We start from the raw sequence: 12,495 nt of genomic DNA, 5'->3' as shown, positions 1-12,495 counted from the left end.
CCCCATGTATTGCCGCAGACACGCGGCGGGATACGTCCGCCGCGGACGGGCGCCATTGCGCCATCTGCGACTCGCTGATACCCCTTGCAATCGCCAATCGTTCGCATGTGTTGCCCGATCGAGACACCTACTCAGAGAAGAATCGATGTGTAATGTTATAACATTACATATCCATTGGGCTGGGCTAACTCTCGTCGTGGTGATCATGAACGTTGGCTGGGGGCGCAGATGGCCGGGAAGCCGGCTGCTGCGATGGGGGGCGGAATGAGCGTGCGCGACGTCTGGGGTTCGATATCGCTGGCGGGGCTGCTGGTGGCAGGCTGGTCGGCGGTGCCGGCGGCTTATGCTCAACAGACCTCCCCTCCGGACGGGAGGCAGGCCGCCGCAGACACCCTGCTGCCGGACGTGACGGTCGATTCGCCGCGGCAGCGCCCGGCGGCCGGCCGCGCGCCCTCCTCAACCCAAGCCGCCCGTCGGACCACACCTCCGGCGTCCCGGCGCATGGCCGCGCCCACGCCCGCAGCAGCGCCGACGCGGCCTTCGTCCAACACGGCGGCCACCACGCCGCTCAACAGCAATGCGACGCCCGCGAGCGGGAGCCGGCTCGGCCTCACCGTAGGCGAGCTGCCGGCATCGATCGAGGTGGTCGGCGCCGAGACGCTGCGTGAGCAGGGCTACCACACGACCGTCGACGCGGTGAAAGGCGCCACCGGCGTCAGCGCGGGTGATGCCCCGAACGATGTCGGCTTCGCGATGCGCGGCTTCCAGGGCAACCAGGTCAACGTGCTCTACAACGGCATCAACATCGGCCCGACCGGCTTCACCGCGCTGACGATGGAGACGTTCAACCTCGACCGCATCGAGTTTCTCAAGGGCCCCTCCTCGCTGATCTCGGGCCAGGGCGCGGTCGGCGGCACCGTCAATTTCGTGACCAAGGCCCCGCACACCGGCCCGATCGAGAGCGAAGCCTTCGTCGGCTTCGACCAGCGCGGCACGTTCCGCAGCGGCTTCGGCTCGGGCGGCAGCACGACCGTCAAGGGCCTGGACTATCGCTTCGACATCAGCCGGACCAGGGAGGTCGGCTTCATCGACGACACCGAGTTCAAGAATATCCATGTCTCAGGCCAGCTCGACTACCGGCTGTCCGACAGCTTCAAGACCTTCTTTGCCGCCGAGTTCAAGGACTACAAGGCCAAGCCCTATGAGGGCACGCCGCTGGTGCCGGTCACCTTTAGCGTCGCCAACGCGACCAGCGGCATCGTCTCAGGCACCAAGGTGTCGGCCTACAACGGCACCGATCTCGGCGCCGTCACGATCGACGGCCGCACGCTGTCGACCAACTACAACGTGGTCGACGGCCACAAGACGATCAAGGAATCGTGGGTCCGCAGCGGGTTCGAATGGGACCTGAGCAACGACGTCAGGCTGCGGAGCCAAGTCTACAACTACAACGCCAGCCGCGACTGGTACAACAACGAGGTCTCGGCGTTCAACGCGACCACCAACACCGTCGATCGCGAGCGGTTCTTCGTCCACCACAACCACAACATGGTCGGCAACACCACCGACCTCACCTGGAATGCCAACCTGTTCGGTCTGGCCAACCGGCTCGTGACAGCGGTGGAAAGCTCGCATACCGACTTCACGCGGCCTGGCGCGGCGATCTTCCCGGGTGACAGCGTTCCGCTGACCGGCTTCGACCGAGGCGTCTACGGCCCGCTCGGAACGCAGTTGCAGACCGCCACCATCGACAGCGTGGCACTCAATCTCGAAGACCGGCTGAAGCTCACCAACAATTTCGCGCTGGTCGGCGGCCTGCGCTACAACCCGTTCTCGCTCGACCGCAACTCGATCGACAAGAACGGCGTCGTGAAGAGCGGCTTCCCCTATTCCAAGAGCTGGCAGCCGGTCACCGGCCGCATCGGCTACACCTGGGAAGCGCTGCCGGGCACCACCTTCTACAGCCAATATGCGACCGCCACCGACATCTCCGCCGACAGCATCTTCCTGCTGAGTCCGACCCAGAACCTTACGCTCTCGGACTCCCGCAGCTATGAGACCGGCGTCAAGCAGCTCGCGTGGAACGGCCGTGCGGAGTGGACCTTCTCCGCCTTCGATATCGAACGCAACAACGTCTACAGCGCCCAGGCCGGCCAGCAGCTCAACCTGGCCGGCAAGGTGAAATCTCAGGGCATCGAGGTCGCAGCCGCCGTGCGGCCGACACCCGAGAGCAGGCTCTGGGGCAACGTCGCCTATGTCCGCGCCCGCTATGCCGATTATGATCTCGCCGGCGGCGGCTCGTTCTCGGGCAACACGCCGCCCAACATTCCCGCCGTCATCGTCAATGGCGGCGGCTCCTACCGCTTCCTCAATCCCGGCTGGTGGCCGGTCGAGCTTGGTTTCTCCGTGCGCCACGTGGGCGATCGCTGGAGCACCGATGCCAACACGGTGAAACTGCTCGCCTACACCACCGCCGATCTGTTCGCGTTCGTCGACCTGCCGAGGGTGCCGCTGTTCGCCACCGCGACCAGCACGCGGCTCGCCTTCCGCGTCCGCAACGTTGCCGAGAAACGTTATGCGGCTTGGAGCGATCCGTTCTATCCCGACCAGATCTTCCTCGGCGCGCCCCGCACCTACGAGGTCGAAGCCTCGTTCAAGTTCTGATGGCCGCATGATCCGGGCGCTGATCCTCACGCACCGCTGGCTGAGCATCCCGCTGGGTCCGCTGTTCGTGCTGTGGTTCGCGACCGGGATCGTGATGCACTACGTGCCGTTCCCGGCGCAGACCGAGAGCGAGCGCTTCGCCGCGCTGCCCGTGCTCGACACCGCCCTGTCGCTGCACGGTCCCGCGGAGGCCCTCGTCGCAGGTGGCATCGATCATCCCGACCGCATCCGGCTGATGCAGCGCGTGGATGGTCCGGTCTATGTCATCTCGGCCGCCGGCCGCAGCGCGGCCATTCGTGCAGACACGCTGGCCGCGGCCGATGTGAGCGCCCCCGACCTCGTGCTGTCGATCGCGCGCACGGCAGCCCGGCGGCGCGGGCTCGAGGCCGATGGCGCCACCATCGCCTCACTGGAGCACTACGACCAATGGACGGTGCCGAACCGTTTCGACGTGCATCGTCCGCTGCACCGGATCGCGCTCAACGATCCCAATGGCACCGAACTCTACGTGTCCTCGATCACCGGCGAGGTCGTGCTCGACACGACACGGTCCGAACGCGCCTGGAACTACGTCGGCAGCGTCGTCCATTGGATCTATCCGACCGTCCTGCGCAAGGACTGGGCGGCCTGGAACGCCGTCGTGTGGTGGCTGTCGCTCGCGGCGGTCATCGCCGCCGTGAGCGGCGCGCTGCTCGGCCCGATGCGGCTGAGATATCGGAAGGCGCGGCTGTGCTCGCGCTACCACGGCTGGCACCTCTGGCATCATTGGGCCGGCCTGATCTGCATGCAGTTCGTGCTGACCTGGATGGTCAGCGGCTGGCTGTCGATGGACCATGGCAGGCTATTTGCGACCGGCCATCTGACGCCGTCCGAGCAAGCCATTCTCGTCGGCGCACCGGATTGGACCGGCCTGACGACGACGGCGCTCGCGGCGGTGCATGGCGAGGTCCGCGAGATCGAGTGGTTCGCCTTCGGCGGCCGCCTCTATCAGCGCATCCGGCGCGCGCCGAGCCAGCAGCAGATTTCGGTGCTGGACGGCGCATCGGCACGCATCGTCGGCCGTTTCCTGCAGCCGGCCGACGTCAATACCGCGGTGTCGCGCCTGCGCGGCGATTGCGCGCGCTCGACCGAAGTCGAGCCGGGCGACGACTATCCGTTCGTCTCCGATGTGCCGGGCGCACCGGTCCATCGCGTGATCTGCGGCGACACCTGGTATCATGTCGACGCCGCCTCCGGCGCGGTGCTCGAGAAGCTCGATCCGTCCCGACGCGCCTATCGGTGGCTCTATCAGGCGCTGCACACGCTCGACTTTCCGGCCCTGCTCGCCCATGCGGCGCTGCGCACGGTTCTCATCGTCGGCCTCTGCGCGATCGGCCTCGTCTTCAGCATCACGGGCGTGGTGATCGGCTGGCGCCGCCTGCGAATGCAGCTCCGCTGAGCCTCCCCACAATCGTTAATTTAACGCGCGGTTAACGCAAATTTTTCGTTGTCTATAATCCGTCTTAAGGATTTGGGCCCAGTTATAGACAATGCAGAAAGCAGCCCGTACCTCGCGGGCAGGATTTGTGTTGTTTGATGAGTAAACCCGCTGAAAAGCCTGAGGTCGTCGAGCTTCCGGCAGATCCGCCGGCGCTTGCACCAGCAAGCCAGCGCCGGGCCGCGCAGCAGCGGGTGCGCGAGGCGCGCGACCGGTTAACGTCGACGTCGGGAACACGTCCGGCCTTCGATCGCGAGCTGCTGCGCCAATACGCGCAGACCCGCATCTCCGCCTCCTACATCGTCGTGCTGCTGGTGGTCGCAACCGGCCTGATGCTCAGCGTCTGGCTGCATACGATCGCGGCTGGCGCATGGACGCTCGGCGTGCTCTGCATTCATGCCGCGATCGTGCGCAACTGCTCGAACTTCCTCGCCGACCAGCCGTCGCTGGCGGCGACGCGGCGCTGGCGCACGCGCTTCGTGCTGCTCGACCTGCTCTACGGCGTTTGCTGGATGGCGATCCTGATCCATCCGGCGCTCGCGGCGGTGTCGGGCACGCTGATGATGTTCCTGATGCTGCTGGTGATCGCGGTCTCGAGCATGCTCGCCGCCAACCTGCCCGTCGCCGCCGTCGCCGTCACCGCACCGGTGACGGTCGCCATCACCCTCAGCCTCGCGCTGTCGGGCACGTTCGACAACTACCTGCTCGCAGGGTTCGCCGTCGCCGCCGAAGGCTACTTCGTGCTGCTCGCCCATCAGCTGCATGCGACGACGCTGGCCACGCTCGAAGCGCGCGCTGAGAAGGACGCCTTGATCGGCGAGCTCGAGCAGGCCAAGGCGATCTCCGACGAGGCGCGCTACCGCGCGGAGGCCGCCAACGTCGCCAAGTCGCGCTTCCTTGCGCAGATGAGCCACGAGCTGCGGACGCCGCTGAACGCCATCCTCGGCTTTTCCGAGGTGATGAAGAGCGAGATCTTCGGTGTCCATGCGGTGCCGGTCTACAAGGAATATTCGGCCGACATCCACAATTCGGGCGTCCACCTGCTCAACCTCATCAACGAGATCCTCGATCTCTCGCGCATCGAGGCCGGCCGCTACGAGCTGAACGAGGAAGCCGTGGCGCTGGTGCACGTGATCGCCGACTGCCACCATCTGCTGAAGCTGCGCGCAACGAGCCGCGGCATCACCATTCACGAGGTGTTTGAGCAGAAGATGCCGCGGCTGTGGGCCGACGAGCGCGCGATCCGCCAGGTCGTGCTCAACCTGCTCTCCAACGCCATCAAGTTCACGCCGCAGGGCGGCGACATCTGGCTGAAGGCTGGCTGGACGGCCTCGGGCGGACAATATCTCAGCGTTAAGGACACCGGCTCGGGCATCCCCGAGAACGAGATTCCGATCGTGCTCGCGTCGTTCGGCCAGGGCTCCAACTCGATCAAGTCGGCCGAACAGGGCGCGGGACTAGGCTTGCCTATCGCCAAGAATCTGATCGAGATGCATGGTGGCACGTTCACGCTGAAATCGAAGGTCCGCATCGGCACCGAGGTGATCGTCACCTTCCCGCCGGAGCGGGTGATGTCGGCGCTCGCTCCGCTGTCGGACGAGGCACCGCCATTGCAGCCGGAGCATGCGATCGCCCCCGCTCAGGAGAAGCGCCGGGTGCGCAAGCCGATCATGAATGCCGGAACGGGACTGTGAGATGATTGCACTTGCACGACAGTGGCAGAACCTTTCAAACTCGCGCCATGAGCCAGGATACGCCCTGCATCGCCGTCTGCATGATCGACCCCAAGACGAAACTCTGCTTCGGCTGCGGACGCACGCTGCCGGAGATCGCCCGCTGGGGCCGCATGTCGACCGACGAGCGGCTGGCGCTGATGGACGGGCTGCCGTCCCGCATGCACGACGCCGGCCTGCCCGCGCTCGCGCGTCGGCGCGACTGAGCGCCTCCGTGCCGACGGGAGGCGCGGCATGAACAAGGTCGTGCTCGTTTTCGTCACCATGGTGCTCACCGCGGGCGCCGTGATCGTCTACAAGGATCCCGAGCAGGCGGCGCTCGCGAGCGACACAGTGTCGGAGGTTCTGCGCAGCCGCGCGCTCAGGGCCAAGGCGAGTCCTCCGACCAACGCGGTCGAGATCGAGCGCACCAGAGGCGGCGAGTTCGCGTTGCGCGCCAAGATCAACGGCGTCACCGCGCCGATGGTGGTCGACACCGGCGCCACATCGGTGGTTCTGACCTACGAGACCGCCAAGGCCGCAGGCCTGCCGCTCGAACTGCTCGCCTACGACGTCGACGTCGAGACCGCTGGCGGCCACACCAAGGCGGCGCGATTGACTTTGGACCGGCTCGCGATCGGCAAACTGGTGGAACGCTCGGTTCCGGCGCTGGTGGTGCCGCACGGCCAGATGAAGACCAACTTGCTCGGCATGAGCTTCCTCGACCGGCTGGAGCGCTGGGAAGTGCGCTCCGACCGGCTGATGCTGCACGGCTTTCCCGATCGCAGCTGAGGGGCTGAGCCTCGTGGCAGCCTGCAATCCGGTCGCGCGACAGGCCGTGGTCGAACTGCCGCCGCTGGCCTGAGCCCCTCAGGCCAGCGCAGCAACCGCAGGGCGCTCCTCGACCATCGCGACCGCCTCGCGCAGCACCTCGATGCCGGCGCCCGGCTTGACGCCGCGCTCGGCGAGATGGCGGCGGAACGCGCGTGCGCCGGGCACCGCGTGATAGGCGCCGACGAGATGCCGCGTGATCGCGTGCAGCCGCGTGCCCTGCCCGAGCTGGCGCGCGATGTACGGCTCGAACGCCGCCAATGCGTCCTTCATGGTTCGATGCGGCGCGACGTCGCCGAACAGGACGGTATCGACATCGAGCAGCCGCCATGGCTCCTGATAGGCCGCTCGCCCGAGCATCACGCCATCGACATGCGCGAGATGACCTTGCGCAGCTTCGATGCTGCCGATGCCACCATTGATGATGACGGGCACGTGCGGCAGCCTCGCCTTCAGCCGGTACACCCTGTCGTAGTCGAGCGGCGGGACGTCACGGTTCTCCTTCGGCGACAAGCCGTCCAGCCACGCCTTGCGCGCGTGCACGATCAGCGCGTCTGCGCCGCTGTCGACGACCGCGTCCGCCAGCATATCGAGTGCGATTTCCGGATCCTGATCGTCGATGCCGATGCGGCACTTCACCGTGACGGGAATGCGAACGGCGTGCTTCATCGCGGCGACGCAGGCGGCGACGAGCGCAGGCTCGGCCATCAAACAGGCCCCGAAGCGGCCGTCCTTCACCCGGTCCGACGGGCAGCCGACATTGAGATTGAGCTCATCGTAGCCGAACTCCTCGCCGATCTTGGCTGACGTCGCGAGATCGCCGGGATCGGAGCCGCCGAGCTGCAGCGCCACCGGATGCTCGCTTCGATCGAAGCCGAGCAGCCGCTGGCGGTCGCCATGTATCACGGCACCGGTCGTGACCATCTCGGTATAAAGCAGCGCCCGGCGCGACAGCAGCCGATGGAACACCCGGCAATGCCGGTCGGTCCAATCCATCATAGGCGCCACGGCAAATCTATGTAATTGATTTATTTGCATTTTTCGATTAAATTCAATCCGTTAGGTCGCGTCGTGTGCACTCTATTCTACGCCATAGTGCGACGTTTTTTCCGGCTTTTCGACGCCTCAGTGCACACGGAGCGCACACGCGTGGCAACTATCACCAGACTGAAATCCGGCTCTTGGAGAGCCCAAGTCCGACGAAAGGGGAAATATGTCAACGAGACGTTTCTCCGCCGAAAGGACGCCGAAGAATGGGGCATCGATATCGAGCGACGGATCGATCGCCAAGAATCGGTAACGACGCACAAATCCCGCGATGTCCAGCTCTTCGGCGACCTCATCACACTCCATCGTCAAGACTTGGAAGGGGTCGGGAAGGACATCGGTCGCTCCAAAACTGCCAGCCTCAACTTCCTGGACGAAAGACTTGGGCATCTTCGTCTTCCAGAGCTTGATCGAGAGCGGCTCATCAAATTCGGAAAAGAGCGCGCGCTGGAGGGAGCGGGCCCCGTGACGGTCGGGATCGACCTTGGATATATAAAGACGATTCTGTCTCACGCCGCCGCGGTACACGGTATTGTTGCGTCAACTGAACCAATCGATCTCGCCCGGATCGCTTTGGGACGTCTCGGGCTCGTTGGAAAAGGCAATGAGCGCAATCGCCGTCCCACGCAAGACGAACTCGATCGTATTATCTCTGCGTTGGAGTCAAACGATCGGCAACAGATCCCAGTTGGTCGTGTCATCCGATTTGCGGTCGCGACGGCTATGCGGCAAGATGAAATTGCAAGAGTCGAATGGCGCGACTTCGACGCCGGCAGCCGAATGCTCCTCATTCGCAATCGGAAAGATCCCCGAAAGAAGAAGGGCAACGATCAGCGAATTCCCCTGCTGGATGTAACAGGCTATGACGCATGCAAGATCATTGAGGAGCAAGGTCGGTTCTTGAATACTCGCGAAGGTCGGATTTTTCCTTACAACGGACGATCCGTTGGAACAGCATTTCGTCGCCAGTGTCGGCAATTGAAGATCGATGACCTTCATTTTCACGATTTGCGTCACGAAGGCACGAGTCGCCTTTTCGAAGCTGGATTTTCCATAGAACAGGTCGCACTTGTCACCGGGCACAAGGATTGGAAAATGCTGCGCCGCTACACACACCTAAAGCCAGAAACACTCCACTCCATCCGTTCAGTGCGGGTTGCCTGACAGGAGCCGAGAACATTGGACAAGTGAAGAGCTCAAACTGGAGTGGGAAGAGAATCGAACCCTCGTATTCAGCTTGGAAGGGTTTCGACAGTTGAATACTTTCAAGGGGTGTTCGGACAAGAGTTAGCTCCAGGCGCGATTGAACTGTAGTAGCTTTTCTGGATTGTCCGAATTATAGCGGCCCGAAGATCGCTTCTCACCCGCAGGCTGGAGATAGTCACTCTGCTGAAAGCATGCTGCAGGTCGGCGCACCTGCGACCCAACAGTTAGGAGCCGCGATCTTGGGCTATTTGACGTGTGCCAAAAGTCGCCGGTTCTGAACTTCAACAGGTTAGAGCACGATTCAGAACGAAGCAGCCGAAGTCGTCAGCCGTCTAAATTCAGGCTTGGCTTCAGAGGCAGCCCTTCATGGCGCGGCAATCGTCCTGAGCTGTAAGTGAGTGCCAACGCGTGAAGCAGCCTGTCATCGCACCAAACGAACTCCAGGATGATCGCCGTCGATGAAATGAACGCCCGCGGCCTCCAGAGCGCGCCTGACGGCCGCCAAATTGTTGATTGACGGAATCCGGCGGCCTTTTTCGAAATCACGAATTGTACTCTCGCTCAAATTGGACCGAGCAGCCAATTCAGCCTGAGACCAGTCGAGCAAACCACGAGCCGCCCGAGATTGATCGGGAGTCATTCAACCGCCATTTCATGGGAACACGTTTTTCGTTTAACAGCCACGAAAAGCGTTGACATCCGCGAATATAAACGCTAACCGTGTAAAATTGTCGGTTTCCGTGTACCGAGCTGAAAAAATGCGTGATCATGTCGAAGGCACCAGCCTAGAGGAAGCGATCGGAGACCTAGACGCTCCTTTGGTCGCCTTCGAAAACCAGTTCTTGGCGTTGATAGCTGAACTCGATCGTGACGGTGAAAACCGCAAGCAGTCCGACGAGTACTTGACGGCGCGGGATGAGGCCCTCCTGGCCCGCCTCGATCCCGTTGAACGAGCCATCATGGGGACCCCCGCCTATACGATGACGGGCTTGAGTGTGAAGGCCCGTCACTTGGCCTACGTTCTGTCGGAGTACTGGGAAGCCCCAATCGATCAAATAGGTTGGGAAGGACGAGCGGTGCGTCTGCTCGTTGAAGCGATATGCAACGTCGCAAGCACGCCCTTAAGCATCCGAGAGCCATAAGTCGGAAAACAGCAGACGGAAGGTGGCCATAGAGACCCCAACGGGTGAGCGTGGCGAGAGCGGCTCCTCAGTCGGGGGTTCAATGCGCTGGAACGCTACCGCCTTTCCCCACACCAGCCAAGTCTACGATATATCATCCACTCCTACGCATGAAGCAATCGACGAGGCCGAGGAAAGTCAACTGTTACGCTCCAAGATGAAACCAGCGCGACGATGGCCCTGCCGGGCTGGCAATCGCCGCTCATGAAGCTATTATGCGCGGCCGGTTAGGCGGCGCGTAACCTCTGCACCTTCGGATAGTGCAGTCAATCTTCCGGGCCGCGACCGACGCTGTGGGCCCTCAGTGAATTCTCCTGTTCGCGTCTAGCGCGAAACGAGCGACGCCACTGATTCTTCGCTATCCGATGTGCAAATGCGGCACCAAAACCCAAATTCGCTTCGAACCTTCGCTCCACAAAATCGATCAATGCAAGATATCTCCATTCGTCATAGCGAGTGACGACGTCGTCGAGATTCTGCAGGGCCTGGTGACGCTTTTCGGCGTGCTGCTTGATCGCGGCAAGGCGTTTCGCTCAAAAACATTTCGCCTACGCTCGTATGCGTCTTGATGAAGTTAGTCGCATTGAATCTTCGGCTGTCGTCACCTGAGAAGTTCGTTAGTCCCTTGACGACCTCGACTGCCTTAGCAACCGCTTCGATGTAGACCGGGGACTTCTTTCTCTGCTCCAAGCCGTTGATACGCATGAGCTCAGAGATGCCAAACGTCTGGATCAAGTTGATGGAGGGTTTACGACGGTTACCTTTCGCAAGGTGTTCAGGTTGGAGGCGCGGATCCAATCGAGGTACGGCACGATCAGGAGATCATAACGGACGCGGACGAATTGATTATCGACCACCAGCTCATCCTGCCAATGGGCATCCGTCTTGCTCCTCGCGAGATAGTACCGTCCGAGAGCCATTGCCAATCCTTCGCTGTCGAAACGGGCGAACGTAATGCCATGGGTAGTTTCTTGCCGGCGATCCGCCTCGAGCTGCCCGTTGACCTTGCCCCCAAGTTTTATCCAGACCTGAGTTCGTTCAAGCGGCTGGATATGCCCATATGGGCGGTGGTAGCGGCGGGAGCAGGCGCGGAACTCTCGACATAGCGCAGCGCCAGATCCCGACGCGGATTGCAGGTGGCCGCGAACTCGGATGGCGTCTTCCACCCGAGCTGCGAGTGTGGCCGAGCGTCGTTATAGTCGGCGCGCCAGCATCGGAGCGCGACGCGGGCCTGGGCTAGCGAGTAGAAGAGCGTCTCGTTCAGCAGTTCATCCCGCAGGCGCCCGTTGAAGCTCTCGATGAAGGCGTTTTGCTTGGGCTTGCCCGGCGCGTTGTAGTGCCAGGCGATGCGGCTCTGATCGGCCCATGTCAGGATGGCGTTGCTGGTGAGCTCACTGCCGTTGTCACTCACCACCATCCCGGGCTTGCCGCGCTCCGCGACCAACCGAGCCAGCTCCCGAGCGACCCGGGCGCCCGAGAGTGAGCTGTCGGCCACCAGCGTCAGGTACTCACGGGTGCAGTCATCGACCACGGTCAGGATGCGGAAGCGCCGGCCATCAGTCATCTGATCCGACACGAAGGCGAGCGACCAGCGATCATTCGCGAGCAGCGGCACCGTCATCGGCGCTCGGGTGCCGAGGGCTCGCTTACGGCCATCTCTGCGGCGCACCGTGAGCCGTTGCTCCCCGTACAGCCGGAACAGCTTCTTGTGATTGACCAGGTAGCCCTCTCGCCTGAGCAGGACGTGCAAACGCCGATAGCCGAAGCGGCGGCGCTCCTGGGCGATCGCCCTCATACGCTGCCGCAGCCAGGCATCATCGGCCCGGCTCGCCTGATATCTGACCGTCATGCGGCAACAGCCGATGGCTTTACACGCCCGCCGTTCGCTCATCCCATGAACGCCCACGAGATGCGCGACAGCTTTCCGCTTGACCGCGCGTCACCACTTCTTTCCCAGGAGATCCTTCAGCGCGGCATTGTCCAGCATGGCGTCCGCCAGCAGCCGCTTGAGCCGCGTGTTCTCGTCCTCCAGCGTCTTCAGCCGCTTGGCCTCCGAGACGTCCATGCCGCCGAGTTTGGCCTTCCATTTGTAAATGCTGGCGTCGCTCACGCCATGCATGCGGCACAAATCGGCGACCGGCGCGCTAGCCTCGTGCTCCTTCAAGATCCCGATGATCTGCTCTTCCGAAAAGCGGCTACGCTTCATGCTCTGGTGCTCGTTGGGGCCAGAACGAACTTCAAACTGGATTATGCTCGTGGGGCAAGGTCAGCCAGGCTCGATCCGACTCACAAGATACTGCTCGAAGACGGACGGCCCCCGACGCGTCCGCCCCCGGCCGCTCCACGGCGTACTCGCCTGTGAGTACGCCGCGGTGGA

Annotated in this window: 9 protein-coding genes and 1 pseudogene; 7 read left to right on the top strand and 3 right to left on the bottom strand. The window is 62.9% G+C overall.

Annotated elements, in window-relative coordinates:
* The first annotated feature begins 264 nt into the window (after positions 1 to 264).
* The 5 genes from QW863_RS25335 to QW863_RS25315 all read left to right on the top strand — a co-directional run bounded on the left by QW863_RS25335 (position 265) and on the right by QW863_RS25315 (position 6,645).
* A complete protein-coding gene (locus QW863_RS25335; protein ID WP_315717629.1) occupies positions 265 to 2,664 on the top strand; it encodes a TonB-dependent receptor domain-containing protein in 2,400 nt (799 codons plus the stop codon).
* Between the two features lie 7 nt (positions 2,665 to 2,671).
* Positions 2,672 to 4,102: a PepSY domain-containing protein gene (locus QW863_RS25330; protein ID WP_315768992.1), complete on the top strand. Its 1,431-nt coding sequence runs from the start codon at positions 2,672 to 2,674 to the stop codon at positions 4,100 to 4,102.
* A 137-nt stretch (positions 4,103 to 4,239) separates the two neighbouring features.
* Positions 4,240 to 5,835, top strand: coding sequence for a HAMP domain-containing sensor histidine kinase (locus QW863_RS25325; RefSeq protein WP_315768990.1), 1,596 nt, complete (start codon positions 4,240 to 4,242; stop codon positions 5,833 to 5,835).
* Positions 5,836 to 5,882: 47 nt separating this feature from the next.
* Positions 5,883 to 6,080 carry a DUF1289 domain-containing protein gene (locus tag QW863_RS25320; RefSeq protein WP_315717626.1) on the top strand — a complete coding sequence of 66 codons (198 nt, stop codon included), beginning with the start codon at positions 5,883 to 5,885 and terminating at the stop codon, positions 6,078 to 6,080.
* A gap of 28 nt (positions 6,081 to 6,108) precedes the next feature.
* Positions 6,109 to 6,645, top strand: a complete 537-nt coding sequence (locus tag QW863_RS25315) for a TIGR02281 family clan AA aspartic protease (RefSeq protein ID WP_315717625.1) — start codon at positions 6,109 to 6,111, stop codon at positions 6,643 to 6,645.
* Positions 6,646 to 6,723: 78 nt separating this feature from the next.
* Here QW863_RS25315 and dusA read toward each other — a convergent pair whose 3' ends face one another.
* Entirely contained in the window at positions 6,724 to 7,722 is a 999-nt protein-coding gene (dusA, locus tag QW863_RS25310; protein ID WP_315768988.1) for a tRNA dihydrouridine(20/20a) synthase DusA, read from the bottom strand.
* Between the two features lie 111 nt (positions 7,723 to 7,833).
* Between dusA and QW863_RS25305 the strand changes: the two genes are divergently transcribed.
* Positions 7,834 to 8,895, top strand: coding sequence for a site-specific integrase (locus tag QW863_RS25305; protein ID WP_315717623.1), 1,062 nt, complete (start codon positions 7,834 to 7,836; stop codon positions 8,893 to 8,895).
* A 463-nt stretch (positions 8,896 to 9,358) separates the two neighbouring features.
* Here the strand turns inward: QW863_RS25305 and QW863_RS25300 are convergent, their stop codons facing one another.
* Positions 9,359 to 9,577, bottom strand: a complete 219-nt coding sequence (locus QW863_RS25300; RefSeq protein WP_315718625.1) for a helix-turn-helix transcriptional regulator — start codon at positions 9,575 to 9,577, stop codon at positions 9,359 to 9,361.
* A 118-nt stretch (positions 9,578 to 9,695) separates the two neighbouring features.
* On the opposite strand from QW863_RS25300, the gene QW863_RS25295 reads away from it, so the two are divergent.
* On the top strand, positions 9,696 to 10,079 hold the full coding sequence (locus QW863_RS25295; RefSeq protein ID WP_315768985.1) for a hypothetical protein: 384 nt from the start codon (positions 9,696 to 9,698) through the stop codon (positions 10,077 to 10,079).
* A gap of 1,057 nt (positions 10,080 to 11,136) precedes the next feature.
* On the opposite strand, the pseudogene QW863_RS25290 reads toward QW863_RS25295, so the two are convergent.
* Positions 11,137 to 12,324, bottom strand: a pseudogene (locus QW863_RS25290) (IS3 family transposase).
* Positions 12,325 to 12,495 lie beyond the last annotated feature (171 nt).

Origin of the sequence: Bradyrhizobium sp. SZCCHNR1017, from assembly GCF_032381375.1 — a bacterium.
Classification (GTDB): domain Bacteria; phylum Pseudomonadota; class Alphaproteobacteria; order Rhizobiales; family Xanthobacteraceae; genus Bradyrhizobium.
This window is presented reverse-complemented; position numbering and strand designations above follow the sequence as displayed.